19 protein-coding genes are annotated in these 15,210 nt (G+C 62.6%); 9 read left to right on the top strand and 10 right to left on the bottom strand.

Annotation, left to right across the window (positions count from 1 at the left end):
* The first annotated feature begins 8 nt into the window (after nt 1–8).
* The 9 genes from flgG to U0S50_RS08530 all read left to right on the top strand — a co-directional run bounded on the left by flgG (nt 9) and on the right by U0S50_RS08530 (nt 8,103).
* On the top strand, nt 9–797 hold the full coding sequence (gene flgG / locus U0S50_RS08570; RefSeq protein WP_322308362.1) for a flagellar basal-body rod protein FlgG: 789 nt from the start codon (nt 9–11) through the stop codon (nt 795–797).
* On the top strand, nt 778–1,452 hold the full coding sequence (locus U0S50_RS08565) for a flagellar basal body L-ring protein FlgH (RefSeq protein ID WP_322308361.1): 675 nt from the start codon (nt 778–780) through the stop codon (nt 1,450–1,452). The genes flgG and U0S50_RS08565 overlap by 20 nt, the downstream gene beginning before the upstream one ends.
* A gap of 63 nt (nt 1,453–1,515) precedes the next feature.
* Nucleotides 1,516–2,580: a flagellar basal body P-ring protein FlgI gene (locus tag U0S50_RS08560; RefSeq protein WP_322308711.1), complete on the top strand. Its 1,065-nt coding sequence runs from the start codon at nt 1,516–1,518 to the stop codon at nt 2,578–2,580.
* Nucleotides 2,577–2,867, top strand: coding sequence for a rod-binding protein (locus U0S50_RS08555; protein WP_322308360.1), 291 nt, complete (start codon nt 2,577–2,579; stop codon nt 2,865–2,867). The genes U0S50_RS08560 and U0S50_RS08555 overlap by 4 nt, the downstream gene beginning before the upstream one ends.
* Nucleotides 2,864–4,189, top strand: coding sequence for a flagellar hook-associated protein FlgK (gene flgK, locus U0S50_RS08550; RefSeq protein WP_322308359.1), 1,326 nt, complete (start codon nt 2,864–2,866; stop codon nt 4,187–4,189). Before U0S50_RS08555 ends, flgK begins: the two co-directional genes overlap by 4 nt.
* Before the next feature lie 13 nt (nt 4,190–4,202).
* The gene (locus U0S50_RS08545) at nt 4,203–5,033 is read left to right on the top strand and encodes a flagellin (RefSeq protein ID WP_322308358.1); all 831 of its coding nucleotides are present in this window, start codon (nt 4,203–4,205) and stop codon (nt 5,031–5,033) included.
* Nucleotides 5,034–5,122: 89 nt separating this feature from the next.
* Nucleotides 5,123–5,986 (top strand): flagellar motor stator protein MotA, encoded by an 864-nt coding sequence (motA, locus tag U0S50_RS08540; RefSeq protein WP_322308357.1) that lies wholly within the window; start codon nt 5,123–5,125, stop codon nt 5,984–5,986.
* Nucleotides 5,986–6,852, top strand: coding sequence for a flagellar motor protein MotB (locus U0S50_RS08535; protein WP_322308356.1), 867 nt, complete (start codon nt 5,986–5,988; stop codon nt 6,850–6,852). Before motA ends, U0S50_RS08535 begins: the two co-directional genes overlap by 1 nt.
* Nucleotides 6,853–7,029: 177 nt before the next feature.
* Nucleotides 7,030–8,103 carry a sigma-54 dependent transcriptional regulator gene (locus U0S50_RS08530; RefSeq protein WP_322308355.1) on the top strand — a complete coding sequence of 358 codons (1,074 nt, stop codon included), beginning with the start codon at nt 7,030–7,032 and terminating at the stop codon, nt 8,101–8,103.
* A gap of 147 nt (nt 8,104–8,250) precedes the next feature.
* Here the strand turns inward: U0S50_RS08530 and fliS are convergent, their stop codons facing one another.
* Genes fliS through U0S50_RS08480 form a run of 10 tightly spaced genes read right to left on the bottom strand, consistent with a single transcriptional unit; the run spans nt 8,251 to nt 15,197 of the window.
* Nucleotides 8,251–8,643 carry a flagellar protein FliS gene (gene fliS, locus U0S50_RS08525; protein WP_322308354.1) on the bottom strand — a complete coding sequence of 131 codons (393 nt, stop codon included), beginning with the start codon at nt 8,641–8,643 and terminating at the stop codon, nt 8,251–8,253.
* A gap of 11 nt (nt 8,644–8,654) precedes the next feature.
* On the bottom strand, nt 8,655–10,025 hold the full coding sequence (gene fliD, locus U0S50_RS08520) for a flagellar filament capping protein FliD (RefSeq protein WP_322308353.1): 1,371 nt from the start codon (nt 10,023–10,025) through the stop codon (nt 8,655–8,657).
* Between the two features lie 44 nt (nt 10,026–10,069).
* Nucleotides 10,070–11,221 carry a flagellar type III secretion system protein FlhB gene (locus U0S50_RS08515; RefSeq protein WP_322308352.1) on the bottom strand — a complete coding sequence of 384 codons (1,152 nt, stop codon included), beginning with the start codon at nt 11,219–11,221 and terminating at the stop codon, nt 10,070–10,072.
* 6 nt (nt 11,222–11,227) lie between these two features.
* Entirely contained in the window at nt 11,228–12,007 is a 780-nt protein-coding gene (gene fliR / locus U0S50_RS08510) for a flagellar biosynthetic protein FliR (RefSeq protein WP_322308351.1), read from the bottom strand.
* Between the two features lie 13 nt (nt 12,008–12,020).
* Nucleotides 12,021–12,290, bottom strand: coding sequence for a flagellar biosynthetic protein FliQ (locus tag U0S50_RS08505; protein WP_322308350.1), 270 nt, complete (start codon nt 12,288–12,290; stop codon nt 12,021–12,023).
* 3 nt (nt 12,291–12,293) lie between these two features.
* Nucleotides 12,294–13,067, bottom strand: coding sequence for a flagellar type III secretion system pore protein FliP (fliP, locus tag U0S50_RS08500; RefSeq protein WP_322308349.1), 774 nt, complete (start codon nt 13,065–13,067; stop codon nt 12,294–12,296).
* Nucleotides 13,057–13,332 (bottom strand): flagellar biosynthetic protein FliO, encoded by a 276-nt coding sequence (locus U0S50_RS08495; RefSeq protein ID WP_322308348.1) that lies wholly within the window; start codon nt 13,330–13,332, stop codon nt 13,057–13,059. Before U0S50_RS08495 ends, fliP begins: the two co-directional genes overlap by 11 nt.
* A complete protein-coding gene (fliN, locus tag U0S50_RS08490; RefSeq protein ID WP_322308347.1) occupies nt 13,332–13,670 on the bottom strand; it encodes a flagellar motor switch protein FliN in 339 nt (112 codons plus the stop codon). The genes U0S50_RS08495 and fliN overlap by 1 nt, the downstream gene beginning before the upstream one ends.
* Nucleotides 13,663–14,595, bottom strand: a complete 933-nt coding sequence (locus U0S50_RS08485) for a FliM/FliN family flagellar motor switch protein (protein WP_322308346.1) — start codon at nt 14,593–14,595, stop codon at nt 13,663–13,665. Before U0S50_RS08485 ends, fliN begins: the two co-directional genes overlap by 8 nt.
* Nucleotides 14,592–15,197: a flagellar basal body-associated FliL family protein gene (locus U0S50_RS08480; RefSeq protein ID WP_322308345.1), complete on the bottom strand. Its 606-nt coding sequence runs from the start codon at nt 15,195–15,197 to the stop codon at nt 14,592–14,594. Before U0S50_RS08480 ends, U0S50_RS08485 begins: the two co-directional genes overlap by 4 nt.
* Nucleotides 15,198–15,210: the final 13 nt, after the last annotated feature.

The following is a 15,210-nucleotide window of genomic DNA, read 5'->3' as shown; positions in this document are numbered from 1 at the left end:
GATAGAAAATGAGCTATGGCGCCCTCCACGTCGCACGTACCGGTCTGGATGCCCAGGGCTTCCGCATGCAGGTCATCGCGAACAATCTGGCGAACGTGAACACTACGGGGTTCAAGCGCGACCGCGCGAATTTCGAAACGCTGGGCTATCAGCTGATGACCGCGCCGGGCGCTCCTTCTTCGGCCGAAAATCGCTATGCCACGGGGCTCAATCTGGGCACGGGCGTCGCGTTGGCGGGGACGGCCCGCATCGATACGCAGGGCGGCTTCTCGCAAACCGGAAATTCGCTTGATATGGCGATCGACGGCGCGGGCTATTTCCAGGTTCAGATGCCGGACGGACGCATCGGTTATACCCGCGCGGGCAATTTCGAACGCTCTGCCGACGGAACCATCGTGACGGCCGACGGCAAGCCGGTCCAGCCGCAGATTCAGGTGCCCGAAGACGCCAGCGGCATTTCGATCGCATCGGACGGCACCGTTACCGCCACGCTGCCCGGTCAGGGCGAGCCGACGGAACTCGGACGGATCGAGATCGCGCGCTTTGCCAACCCGGGCGGGCTTCAGGCGATTGGCGACAATATGCTTCTCGCCACGGCCGCTTCGGGTCAGCCGATCGTCGGTGGCCCGGGCGAGGAAGGCCGCGGGACGCTGCGCGGCGGCATGCTCGAGGGGTCGAACGTCAATGTCGTCGAGGAACTCGTCGACATGATCGAGACGCAGCGCGCCTATGAGGTCAATTCGAAGATGATCCAGGCCACCGACGAGATGATGAAAAATGCAACGCAGACGCTCTGACCTGACGGGCGCTTCTGCGCTCATCTTGGCTCTGGCGCTGCTGCCGTTCGCGGCTGCGGCAAAGGAAAAGCCCGCACCCGACGCCTTTGCCGCGTCGATGCCGGCTCCGCCACCGCCGCCGCCCGCCAACGGTTCGATCTTTCAGGGAGCTTACACGCCGCTCACCTCGGGTGGCCGTGCAGGTCAGGTCGGCGATATCATCACGATCCAGCTCGTCGAACGAACCATGGCGTCGAAAAGCAACGCTGCCGGAACGCAGCGCGGCGGCAGCGTGGGCCTGACCCCGCCCGCCAGCGGCCCGCTGTCGCTGTTCAAGCCGAGCGACATCGGCATGGGCGGCGATCAGCAGTTTCAGGGCAAGGGTCAGGCGTCGCAGTCGAACCAACTTGCGGGCGAGATCAGCGTGACCGTTGCGGCCATCTATCCCAACGGAACGATGTTCGTGCGCGGCGAAAAACTGCTGACGCTCAACCGCGGTGATGAACGGGTGCAGATTTCGGGCATCGTCCGCGCAATCGACGTCACCCCCGACAATCGCATTTTGTCGACCCGCGTGGCCGACGCCCAGATCCGCTACGTCGGAAAAGGGGAAATCGCGCGCGCCAGCAAGCAAGGCTGGCTGCAGCGCTTCTTCTCCATCATCAGCCCATTCTAAAGGACAAAGGATAGTCCCGTGGCCAAGCGCTCTACCCTGTTCGCCTTCATCGCCCTGCTGATCATGGGCCTTGGTTTTGCCAGTCCAGCTTCGGCCGAACGGATCAAGGACATGGGCCAGTTCCAGGGGCTGCGCGCTAACCAGCTCACCGGCTATGGCATTGTCGTGGGGCTCGCCGGGACGGGCGACGACAGCCTCGACTATTCGACACTGGGCATGAAGGGTGCGGTATCGCGCTTTGGCCTGACGCTGCCGCCGGGTGTCAATCCCGCGCTCAAAAATGCTGCTGCGGTGATGATTACCACCGAATTGCCGCCCTTTGCCAAGCCGGGCCAGCGGCTCGACATCACTGTGTCGGCGATCGGCAAGGCCAAGTCGCTACGCGGCGGAACGCTGGTCCTCGCACCGCTTTATGGTGCGGATGGACAGATATATGCGATGGCGCAGGGCAATCTGGTGATCGGGGGCCTCGGCGTCGATGCCGCCGACGGATCGAAACTGACGGTCAATGTCCCGTCGAGCGGTCGGATCGCCAACGGTGCGACGGTCGAGCGGGCGGTCGACACCGGCTTTACGACCAATGATTGGCTGACCTTCAACCTTCACCAGTTCGATGCGACCAACGCCAAGCGCGTGACCGACGCGATCAACGCAGCCATCCCCGGCAGTGCCTCGATCATCGACGGCGCGAGCATCGCGATCCGCGTCAGCGGCAATGGCGACGATCGGATGCGGTTGATGTCGCGGGTCGAGAATCTGGACGTCCGCCGTTCGGCTCCGTCGGCTAAGGTGATCGTCAACGCACGCACGGGGACGGTGGTCATCAACGGCGCGGTGCGCGTCGGTACCGCCGCGGTGACGCACGGTAAGTTGACCGTGTCGATCAAGGAATCGCCGATGGTGGTTCAGCCCGCGCCGTTCAGTCGTGGCCAGACCGCCATCGAACCGTCGAGCGAGATCGAGGTCAGCGAGGATGCGCGCCCGGTCTTTCTGATGGAACCCAATGCCTCGCTTTCCGAACTGGTCGATTCGATCAACCGGCTGGGCGTGTCCCCCGGCGACCTTGTCGCCATCCTCGAGGCGCTGAGCCAAGCCGGCGCGCTCACAGCGGAACTGGTGATCATATGATGGCTCCCATTTCTTCGGTCCCCTCGGCGGCGCCTGCCGCAGCGGGCGGCGGCGGCGACGGACTGCGCAAGGCGGCCGAAGCCTTCGAAGCGGTTATCCTGCGTCAGCTCATGGCGTCTATGCGTCAGGCGAAGCTCGGCGACGATATCTTCGGGTCCAGCGCAACCGACAATTTCCGCGAAATGGCTGACGCCAAGACGGCGGATTCGCTGGCCGCCATGCGCCAGTTCGGAATCGCCGACATGGTTGAACGCCAGTTCCGTGGTCTGGGTGGAGGCGTACAGTGAGCGACCTTCTCGGCATCGGCGCCAGCGGACTGCGTGCCTATTCGCGCGCCCTGTCCACGATCGGCGACAATATCGCCAACGCGCAGACGCCGGGTTACGCACGGCGTACGCTGGAGCTTCAGGAAAACCAGGCGGCCAGCAACATGCCGCTCTATCGCAGTTCGATCAAACCCGGCGGGGTTCAGATCACTGGCATCACCCGTTCGGTTGATGCCTGGTTGATTGCCGATGCCCGCGTGTCGTCGGGCGATGCCGAACGGTCGGGCATCCGACTGGACTGGCTGGAGAGGGTTGAAGGGGCACTGAGCGACAAGAGCAACGGCATATCGACCGCATTGACCAAACTCTTTACCACCGCGGACCAATTGTCGGCGGATCCATCGAATCAAGCATTGCGGGCACAATTTCTGCAGTCTGTGGACGACGTCGCATCGGGTTTTCGCACGGCGGCCAAGCAACTCGAAGGCATGGCCGACGGCGTGGCGGGGGCGGCCGATGCCGCAGTCGACCAGTTCAATACCAATCTTTCCGCGCTCGAGGAAATCAACGTCGGCCTGCGCAAGGCGCGGCCGGGTTCGACCAATCAGGCGAGCTTGCTGGACGAACGTGACCGCCTGCTCGACAAATTATCGGCCCAAGCCGGCGTCACGGCGACGTTCGATCAGCATGGTGCGGTTACGCTGCGGGCCACCGCGTCGGGAGACACGCTGGTTTCCGGCGGCGTCGTAACGCCGATTGCGGTGACGGCCGGCGCCGATGGCCGATTGTCCTATTCGATCGGTGGAACCCCTATGCCGATCGCGACGGGGACGCTGGCCGGCTATGCCGAAGCGGCTAATCATATCGCCGATCAGCGCGCGGGTCTCGACACGATGGCGATGCAGTTTGCCAATGAATTGAACAATGCGCATCAGGCCGGTGTCGATGACGGCGGCAACCCGGGTGCGCCGCTGTTCTCCGGGACCAGTGCGGCGAATCTGACCTCAACAGGGCTGAATCCGTCGCAACTGGCGGTCGGCAATGCGACGAGCGGTAATGGCAATATGCTGGCGATCGGCGGGATGCGCGGAGCCGGGAACCCTGAATCGCAATGGGCCGGCCATCTGGCCAGCCAGGCGCAGGCCACCGCTTCGGCACGCGCCCATGATGCGGCCGCCGCGACCCGCGCCGACGCGGCATCGGCCGCGCGCAGCTCGGTCAGCGAAATAGACATCGACCGCGAAGCGGCCGACCTCCTCCGTTTCCAGCAGGCCTATTCGGCCGCGGCGCGTACCATCCAGGTCGCCCGCGAGACGATGCAGGCGCTGCTCGCCGCGATCTAGAAAGGCGCCGGAAATGATCAACGCTATCGGTAATCGCATGACGCGCGAAATTTCGCGCCAGCAGAAGCTCGCTTCCGAACTCGAACGGACCCAGATCCAGATTTCGAGCGGCAAGCGCCTGCAGCGCATGTCCGACGACGCCATCGCCGCGCGGCGTATCGCGACGATCGGAAAGACGCAGGCCAGCATGGATGCCTGGTCGCTGAACAACAGTGCCGCCAAGGCACAGGTCGCTCAGGCCGACGGTGTGCTCAAATCGGTGAGCACCCTTCTTGGCCGCGCGCGTGAACTGACGCTGTCGGCGGCCAACGGATCGACCAATCCCGCCGATCGCGCGACGATCGCAGCGGAACTGAGCGCGATCGCCGATGAACTCGACGGATTGGCCGCAACCCGCGATTCCAAGGGCGAACCGCTGTTCGCGACGGGCGATGCCCGTATCATGCGTTTCGATTCCGACGTCAGCTTCGCGCCGGTGGCTTCGGCCGCCGATGTGTTCGTGGTCGGAGGGAACAGCATTTCGACCAGCCTGCGCGATGCGGCGACGGCGGTTGCAGCGGGGGACAAGGCGGGCATCGACGCCGCGCTTGGTACCGTGACCGATGCGGTTGGCCATATTGCGGATCACCACGCTGCTCTCGGTTTGTCTGCTGGGCGGCTCGAGCGGATTGGCGATGCGTTAAAGGCGCGTGGCATCGAGATTGAGGATGAGCGATCGACGCTGGAAGATACCGATCTGTCGGTGGCCATTGCCCAGCTCAATGCCCAGGAACTGACGCTCAGCGCGGCGCAGGCGGCCTTTGCGCGGATCAACCGGCAGACCCTGTTCGATATTTTGGGTTGATCGCCTCAATTTCCTGGCGGCGCTGCCGTTAATCAAAAAAGACGCCCCGCCTTTGCCCGGACCAAGGGTCCGAATGGAGTTGATCCTGCATGTTTCCCGTTATCGGCATCGTTGTCCTTCTGGCGCTGGTTTTCGGGGGCTTTGCGCTGACCGGAGGCAATCTCGGCCCCGTCATGCACGCCTTGCCGCACGAAATGCTGATCATCGGCGGCGCGGCGGTCGGGTCGCTGATCATCGGCAACTCGGGCAAGGATCTGAAGGCACTGGGCGGCGGGCTCGCAAAGGTTTTCAAGGGACCTCAATATCAGAAGCAGGACTATCTCGACGTCATCCTGCTCGTTTCCACCTTGATGAAGATGATGCGCACCGAGGGGCCGGTTGCGGTCGAGCCGCATATCGAAGACCCGTCCAATTCGACACTGTTCCAGCAATATCCGAAATTGCTGAAGGATGACACGCTGGTCCATCTGATCTGCGATACGCTGCGCCTTGTCGTTGTGTCTTCGGGCACACTCGACCCGCACGCGGTCGAGGAAGTGATGGACAATGCGGTGAAGAGCCATCACCATCATGCAATCAAACCCGCCGAAGGCTTGCAGAGCCTTGCCGATGCCTTGCCTGCGCTCGGCATTGTCGCGGCGGTGCTTGGCGTGGTGAAGACAATGGGGTCGATCGACAAGCCGCCAGAGGTTCTGGGGGGCATGATCGGTTCGGCGCTCGTCGGCACCTTCCTCGGCGTTCTTCTGGCCTATGGCCTGGTTGGCCCCTTCGCGACGCGCGCGAAGACTGTGATCGAAAGCGACGGCGCTATCTATCACACCGTGAAGCAGCTGATCATCGCCTCGCTCCATGGGCACCCACAGCCGCTGGTGATCGAGGCGGCGCGGTCGGGTGTCGAGCATGCGAACCAGCCGAGCTTTGCCGAAGTCTTTGATGGCATGCGGGGCCGCTGATGGCTGCGCGTCCCAACACGCCGCCACGTCCGATCATCGTCAAAAAGGTGATCGAGGATGGCCATGGCGGCCATCACGGCGGTGCATGGAAAGTGGCTTATGCCGACTTCGTGACCGCGATGATGGCTTTCTTCCTGCTGATGTGGCTGCTCGGCGCGACCACGGAAAAGCAGCGCAAGGCGCTTGCTGACTATTTCGCTCCGACAATCGTGCAGGTGAAGCAGGATTCGGCGGGTTCAAAGGGATTGTTTGGCGGCGACTCCTTGGTTTCTGTCGACAAATATCCGCATCGTCAGGGGCAGACCGGAACGCGCACCATGACCATCCCGCGCGATGCTACCGGGGGACCGCGCGAGGCGTCGGGACGTGAGCGCGAGAATGAACGTCGACGCTTTCAGCTGCTCGCCCAGACAATGAATGAACATGTCCGGGCAAAGGCCGAACTGCGCCGCCTGGCGCGCAATCTGCGCTTTACCGAGACGATGGAGGGGCTGCGCATCGATGTCGTCGATGATGCCGATTTTTCCATGTTCGTGATGGGGACCAGTCAATTGACGCCTGCGGGTGCCAAACTCTTCAGTGAAATCGCGCCGCCAATTGCGGCGGTGTCGAACCAGGTGATGATCCGTGGCCATACCGATTCGGCGCCCTGGTCGGCCAAGGCTGGCACCAACAATTGGCGCTTGTCGGTCGACCGAGCGGAAGTGGCGCGCAACTTTCTGGAGTATCGCGGCATCACCGGCGACCGCTTTCAACGGATCGAGGGCGTTGCCGATCGAGAGCCCTATGTGGCGTCGGATCGATTCGACCCCCGCAACCGCCGCATCTCGATCACATTGGGCTGGCGCCTCGCGACCGACAATTAACACCAATATGGCAGTAGTTTTGGCGATTATTCACGCAATTCCGCCCCGGAAGCTGCCAAGTTGGCAATAACTCTTTATTTTGAAGGGCTTAGCCTCGCCTGGATAATCCTTTGTTTACCAATTTCTTCAATCTCTTGCCTCAACAGATGGGGCGCCGTTTCGGGGGGCGCGGTGGAGATGAACATGACGGTGGGGCACGACAAGAACGAACAGCCGCTCGATGCGCTGATCATTGGTAACAGCCCGGCAGCGAACCAGCTGCGCGAGATGATCCGCCGCGTGGCGCGGTCCAACGCTTCGGTCATGCTCTGCGGTCCGTCTGGATCGGGCAAGGAACTGGTGGCTCGCGCCATTCATGATCTTGGTACACGCGGTGACAAGGCCTTTGCGGCCATCAACTGCGGCGCCATTCCCGGCGAACTCATCGAATCCGAACTGTTCGGGCATGAAAAAGGTTCGTTCACCGGCGCGACTGCGCGCCGTATCGGCCATTTCGAGGCGACCGAAGGCGGCACGTTGTTTCTCGACGAAATCGGTGACATGCGCTTCGATATGCAGGTGAAACTGCTCCGTGTGCTCGAAGAGCGGACGATCGTTCGTGTCGGCAGCAGCGAGGTTCGGTCGGTGGACGTCCGCGTCATTTCGGCCACGCACCAGGATTTGGGCGCTGCAATCGCCGACGGCCGTTTTCGCGAAGACTTGTTCTTTCGCCTTGGTGTCGTCGTGCTGCAGGTGCCGAGCCTGGCGAGCCGCGTCGAAGATATCCCGGCGTTGATCCGCCATTTCCAGCGCAAGATGCCAGCTGACGCCAAATGCCGCTTCGACGATGGTGCGATGACGCTGCTGATGCGGCACCGCTGGCCCGGCAATGTACGCGAACTGCGAAATTTTGTGGAGCGCGCCAGCGTGTTGCACGGTGGTGAAACCCTCGGGATCGAGGAAGTCGCCATGCTTTTGAACCCCACCGCAGCGCTTGCGCCGCGGCTCACCGTCCCCAGCGGTGCCGCCGCGGTGCAGGACAGCGCGGCAGATGTGGCGGCCCTGGCTGCCGCGCTTCCCAAGACGCCTGCGCCAGGACGTCCGATCGATCTTAAGCGCGAAATCGAAACGATTGAGCTGGAGCAGATCCATGTGGCGCTCGACCTTGCCGACGGCATCATTTCCGAAGCGGCGCGCCTGCTGACACTGAAGCGTACGACGCTGATTGAAAAGATGCGCAAATACGGCGTGCAGCAACAGCAGGCCGCCTGATCGGTCAGCGATTGTCGATTTTCCAGCCTATGGCTGGGAAGAGGGGCTCTGGTCCGCCCCTTTTCAAGCCCGGTCGCCCAACCCCACCTGGGCGGCCGGGCACCCTTTCACCTTATTTCCTGTGCAGACGTGAAAAGCCCTATCGGGCTATTGGCGTATCTTGCGCCACGCCGCGCTGACCGTCAGCACGCCGTCCAGAAGTTCGGTCAGCATGTCTTCGCTGTTCGCTGCGACCGCTTCATCGAGCTTGCGGCGCATGCTGCGATAGACGCGCGACAACGATACGGCCACGTCGCCGCCCGCATCATGGTCTAGTCCGGCGTCGAGTCCGATCAGGATCGACCGCGCGCGGTGCGCAGGCTCCGTTGCCGACACCCGCTGGCCCTGGCGTACCATCGCACCAAGCACGCCGATGGCGATTTCCAGTTCGTCGTAAAGCATCGTTACCAGTTCGATCGGATCGGCGGCGGCCGCCCGACTTTCCTGCTGCAATCGGCGATAGAGTCCGGTCGCCCGGACGGTGGATGCGGTAGCGGCCACGATCGACACCCTTAACCCTTATACTGGTTGTTCCACATCTGGATTTGCTGCTCCAGATAGGATTGGGTGGCCTTGAACGCTGCAAGTTTGGCTTCGAGCCCGCCATATTGACGTTCCAAGCGCGCCCGATAGGCGTCTTCGCGCGCCTCGACGGCATCAAGTTCCTTTGCGATCGCCTGTTGGCGCTTGTCGAGCGCTTCGGTCACGCGGTCGAATACGCCATCATCCTCGACCGCGGCGTCGCGCAGGCGGTCAAGCGCGACCGCGATGCCCGGGTCGGATGTTTCGTTGTGCGTCGCATCGCGACGCGGGTTGAACATCGCTTCAATCGCACCAGGATCGACGGCCAGCACTTTGTCGAACTTGGCCCGGTCGAGCGTCATCAGCCCTTCCTTGTTCGTCGAAATGCCAATGTGGGCGAGCGTGTTGATGCTGTCGTGGCTGGTCAGAACCTGCCCCATCAGCCCCGCCAGTTCCTTTTCCAGTGGGCGAAGCGACATCGTCGATCCGGGCATGCTCGCGGCGGTCGATACGCTTTTCTTGAGCTGATTGTAAACGTCGACAAAGTCGCCGACGGTTTGGCGGATCATTTCGAGCGGCCGGCTGGCTCCCAGATCCACGCCTTGACCGGGCGCCGCCTTTTTAAGGGTCAGCGACATGCCCGGCACCACATCATCGATGATGTTCGAAGAGCGGCTGAATGCGATGCCGTCGACGGTGAATTCGGCATTGGCGGCGCTTTGTCCCTGGGTCAGTCCCCCGCTGGTGGTAAAGGCCGACAGTTCCGGGGCAGCGCCGGCGTCTGCGGTCAGGGTAAAGGCGTTTTCAGCACCGTTCGCACCCTTCAGGATCAGGCGGTGCCCACCCTGGTCCGCGATGATCGATGCGGTGACGCCGCTGTCGCTGGCATTGATTGCCGCAGCCAGGCCGTCGAGACTGTCGTTGCTGGAATCAATGGTAATCGTGTGATCGGCCCCGCCCACGTTCAACGTCATTGTTCCTTGTCCGATCGCGGCCGTGCGGTCGGCTACGACGGCAGAATAGCTCGTCTGGGCCCGTGCAAGCTGCGATACGACAATCGTCGCCGAAAAGCTGTCGGCGGACAGGCCCGCGCGCGTGGTGGCCGTCAGGACGCTTTCGTCCGACACGGTGGGCGTGCTGCGCAAGGTCCCATCGCTGATCATCTGGGCCAGTGAATCGGCAAAGCCGACCAGATTGGACTTGGCCTGTGCAACGGCACTGATCCGCGCCTGATTCTGCTGCGCCAGCGCATTGATCCGGGCAACCTTGGGCTGACGCGAGGCGGCGGAAAGGTCCGAAACCAGTTTGGGGATGTCGATCCCCGATCCGAAGCCGAGGCTGTTGGCGATTGAACTGACCATGGCAAATATCCTTCGAACCTCTTAACGGCAGGGTTCGAGGAAGTTTAAGCCTGTCCCGGCACTTTCCGGCGCCCATCGGGATCGAAATGGTGCGTTTCGGGTACATCGACGACCGGCTGGGTGATCCCGTCGGCCATCGCGCGCTCAAGCTGAAAGACAAAAGCCAGCACGGTCGCGACGGCGACGAACAATTCTTCGGGAATGACCCGCCCAGCACGTGCGGTGAAATAGATGGCTCGGGTCAGCTGGGGATATTCGAGAATGGGGACATTGGCCCCGCGCGCGAGTTCGCGGATCGACAGGGCAACGTCGCCGCGTCCGCGGGCGACGACGACCGGCGCGGCATCAACCCCGGGGCGATAGCGTAGGGCGACCGAGAAGTGCGACGGGTTGGTCAGCACCACGGTCGCTTCGGTCACGGCCTTGCGCGCCGATCCGCTCATGATCTCGTGCTGACGCTGGCGCTGTGCCTGTTTGAGTTCGGGCGCGCCATCGGCCTGGCGCATTTCTTCTTTGACCTGTTCCTTGGTCATCATCAGCCGTTTGTTGCGCTGGAACCATTGTGCGGGAACGTCGATCAGCGCGATGACGACAAGGCCGGCGGACAGCGCGAGCAGCGAATGGCCGATTGCCTTGCCCGCGAGGCCGATGGCGCCGATCAGGTCGGCGGCGGCCAGATTCATGATCGCAGGCAGACTCTGGACCACCAACCAATATCCGATCAGGCCGAGCAGCAGGACCTTGGCAAGCGCCTTGCCGAGTTCGACGACACCCTGAACCCCAAAGATACGCTTTATCCCGCTCAGCGGGTTGATCCGGCCGCCCTTGAAGGCGAGCGCCTTGCCGCGCCAGCCGAGCGAGCCGAGCAGGGCGGGGCCTGCGACCGCGGCGCCGAGCGCCAGCGCAAACAGGCTGACGAGCGGCAACAATATGTCGACACCGTTGCGCAGCAGCGCCTGTGCCGGATCGAAATCGGCAACGTCAGCCGAGGTCAGCGTCAGTCCTCGGCGAACCAGATTGCTTGCCGACTGGACGAACCAGCCACCTGCCGCGATTACCCATCCGGCGGCGGCCAGCATCATCAGTGCCGTCGCCAGTTCGCGCGACATCAGCACATCGCCCTCACGCGCCGCCTCGGCGCGCCGCTTCGGCGTCGCCTGTTCGGTTTGTTGGTCCTTGTCGGGGGCGCTCGACATGCTGTGTCAGCCCGCCGCCAGCGTTCGCGCCGCATCGAGCGCATCGGACAGGATGTGCGCGATGGCTTCGGCCATCACCGGTGTGCCGATCGCGAGCAAGATGACGCCCGCCAGAAGCGTCGCTGGAATGCCGACCGCGAACAGGTTGAGCGCGGGTGCGGAACGGCCGATGACGCCCATGATGATCTGTACCAGGATCAACACAAAACCGACTGGCAAGGCGATCGTCAGGCCAGCGGCGAACATCAGGCTGGCGAAACTGAGCAGTCCGCCGATGGCCTTGAAGGAAGGGAAGGCCGCGCCGGGCGGAAGGGCGGAATAGCTATCGACGATAATTTCGATCAGCAACAGATGTCCGTCGGCGGCAAGAAACAGGGCCGTGGCAAGCATCGAAAGAAAACGGCCGACCGCCGTATTCATCTGTCCGCTCATCGGATCGACCATGGCCGCAAAGCCTAGGCCCATCGCGTTGCTTATCGCCTCGCCACCAATCAGCGCGGCGGCCATCCCCATCTGAAGCACGAAACCAATGGCCAGACCGATCATCACCTCTCCGGTCACGAACAGAAAGCCCGGAACGGAAACGATGCCCTCCGGAGGCAGCGTCATGCCCGACGAAGCGACGGCGGGCACGCCAACCGCCAGTGCGATGACCAGGCGCAGTTGTACTGGCACATTGGTCGCCCCGAATACCGGTGCGGCGAGAAAGGCCGCGCCCGGGCGGATCATCCCCAGCATCCAAAGCTGGAGCATCGCCTCTATGTTCGGGATGTCGGCGGGGTTCATGCGGCAGCGATGATCAGCGCACGAGGGCTGGAATCTGTGCGAAGATATCGCGGGTAAAATCGGTCAGCAGGACGAGGATGCTGCCGCCGAAGATCGCAAGGCACACCGCCGCGACGATCAGCTTTGGGATGAAGGTCAGCGTCTGTTCGTTGATTGACGTCGCGGCCTGAACCATGCCCAGCAGGACGCCGATCACCAGAACCGGAAGCAGCAAGGGCGCCGACGCAAGCGCCAGCACCCACAACGATTGCTGGGCAACCCCGATGAAATAGTCGGCTTCCATCGGCTAGGTCCCCACAAAGGACGAAGCGAGCGATCCCATCGTCAGGGCCCACCCATCGACGAGGATGAACAGCAAGAGCTTGAAGGGCATCGATATGATCGTCGGAGACAGCATCATCATACCCAGCGACATCAATGCGGATGCGACAATCAGGTCGATGACCAAAAAGGGCAGAAAGATCAGAAAGCCGATCTGGAAGGCGGTCTTCAGTTCGCTGGTGACAAAGGCGGGCAGCAAAATCGAGAAAGGGACATCCTTGGGGCTTGCATAGGTCGGTGCCTTTGCGATCTTGGCAAACATCATGAGGTCGGTCTTGCGCGTCTGCGCGAGCATGAAGCCGTGTAGCGCATCGCCCGATCGCACTACGGCTTCGCCGATATCGATCTGTTCCTGACCATAGGGTTCGATGGCGACGCGGTTTACCTCGCTGATCACCGGCTGCATCACGAACAGCGACAGAAACAGGCTGAGTCCGACGAGCACCTGATTTGGCGGCGTTTGCTGCAATCCCAGCGCGTGACGGAGGATAGACAGAACGATGATGATGCGGGTGAAGCTGGTCATCATGAGGAGCAGCGACGGCAAAACCGTCAACAGGCTCATCAGGACAAGGATCTGGAGCGACAGGCTCAGCGGCCGGCCGTTGCCGCCGATTTCGGCGACCGCGCGATCGAGCCCATCGGCGGCCTGCGCGTGCGCGGCGGGGGCCACGACGAACAGCGCGACGCCGCCCGCCAGCGCTGCGGTACGGATCAGTGTCCGGCGATCAATCCGCATGGAAATCGCCATGGCTGTCGTCGGCGATCCGGGTGATGCCGTTGCGCGAAACGGCAACCAGAATGCGTTGCCCGGCAAATTCGACGACCGCCAGCTTCGATCCGGGACCGAGCGGCAGGACACCGACCATCTGCACCGGTTGATCTGGTCGCTGTCCGGTGAGGGGGACGCCCATCTGGACACGTTTCCACAGCCACAGGCTGCCCCACGCCATGCCACCGACGATCGGCAACAGGATCAGGAGGCGCAGGATATATTCGAGCATCAGGCCCTCCGTTCGAAACCGGCGATGCCGCGATCGGGCGCGACGACTTCAGCAACCTGAATGCCATAGCGACCGTCGACGCTGACAATCTCGCCCTTCGCGATCAATGTGCCATTGGCATAGATGTCGAGAAGGTCGGTTGCGGCGCGATCCAGCTCGATCACGCTGCCTTCCGAAAGGGTCAGCAGTTCGGCGAGGGTCATCGAGGTCGATCCGACCTCGACCGATACGCGCAGCGACACGCCTGCAAGCAGGTCGAAATTGGGAGCAGCGGCGATATCCTTGTTGCCGCGGCGCTCGCGTTGCGGCGGCACGGCGGCTTCGCTGATGTCAGTCATGGTCCGGTCCTTCTTCGAGTTGTTCGATCATGATGGCGGCATTGCCGTTGGCTTCGCCGATGCTGCCAAAGGCAAAGCTGCGTCCCGCGACGGTTACGGGCACGTGCCGCGGCATCGCGATCGGGATAATGTCGCCGACTTCAAGCGACATCAGCTTCACCAGGCTGATTTCGGGGCGCGCCAGTACCGAACGGACCGGTAGGCGCACATTTTTGACGGCCTTGTTGAGTGCGGCGGTCCAGGCGGGGTCGATGTGGCTGTCGGCTGCTTCGGTCATGGGCTCCGCGCCGGTGATGCCGCGCAGCGACGCCAGCGGATAGGCGCAGGAAAGGGTGCGGCCGTCGAGCGGCGCTCCCCGCAGCGTGAAGTGCTGAACCAGCAATTCATCATCGGCGCGCAGCGCGGCGAGCTTCGCCGGGTCGCTGGTGACGCAATCGAGTTCGGGTTCCATCAACATTTTGTCACGCCAGGCGGCGGCAAGCTGCAAACCCATGTCGCGGCCGAGCCGGGCCGCGAAGCGTTCCTCGGCGTCGGTCAATTCCTCGCGCTCGGCGGCGATCTTTCCCTTGCCGCCATAAAAAATGTCGACGAGTTGCAGCACCAGCATCCGCGATCCGGCGAGCAGCACGGGACCTTTCATCGGCGGCGCGTGATAGCGCCAGAAGGTCGCAGGTGCGTTCGCCTTGACCCACTCGGCCATGGTCGTCTGTTCAGTACCGGCGCGCTCGATCTGGATTGCGGGCACGCCCAGTGCCCGCACCAGATCGCGCAGCGACCGGGTGAACTGATTGCCCGCCGCGTCGAGCGCCGGAAAGGCGTAGCTGCCTTCGGCACGGCGAAGCAGCAACGACGCCTTGACGTCATCGCTGTCCGCAACAGGGGGCTGAGCCTTGACGGGCCTGGGAGGTTTGGTTTCCAGCGTCACTGGATCACCATGCTCGTGAAATAGACATTATCGATACCACCAAAACCCTCCTTCTCGCGCAGCACGTCGTTGATCGCGGCCGTAAGCTGACGCTGCAACCTTTGTTTGCCCTGCGATGTCGAAAGCAACGCCGGATCCTGTTCGGCCAGCACCATAAGCACGACCGAGCGGATCGGGACAGTCTGGCGTTTGATATTGCTGATCACCTGGCCGTCATAAAAGGTCGAAAGACTGATCCCCACCTGCAGGAAACCGGACCCGTCGGCAAGGTTCGTCGTGAAGGCTTCGGGGATCGGGTAATAGGTGATTTCATATTTGCGCGGATCGACCTTGAAACGATCATTGGGGACGGACACGGTTCCGACCTTCGGCGGAGCCTCTTTGCCGTCGCCTTCTTCTGCGGCGGCCGCAGCTTCCTTGTTCCGTACGACCAGCTTGGGATAATGATCTTCCGGCTTGGCTTCATGCGCTGCGAGGCCGCCGAAATAGATGCCAACCCCCGCGCCCGCGCCGATCAGCACCAGCGCGCCGAGGATCAGCATGATGATTTTCTTGCCCTTGCCCTTCTTCTGGGGTTCGGCGTCGGGTTTGTCTTTGCTCATTTCTCTACTCCTC

Origin of the sequence: Sphingopyxis sp. (genome assembly GCF_034380315.1) — a bacterium.
Taxonomy (GTDB): Bacteria; Pseudomonadota; Alphaproteobacteria; order Sphingomonadales; family Sphingomonadaceae; genus Sphingopyxis.
Note: the sequence above shows the minus strand (reverse complement) of the source record. Positions and strands in the feature narration are given on the sequence as shown.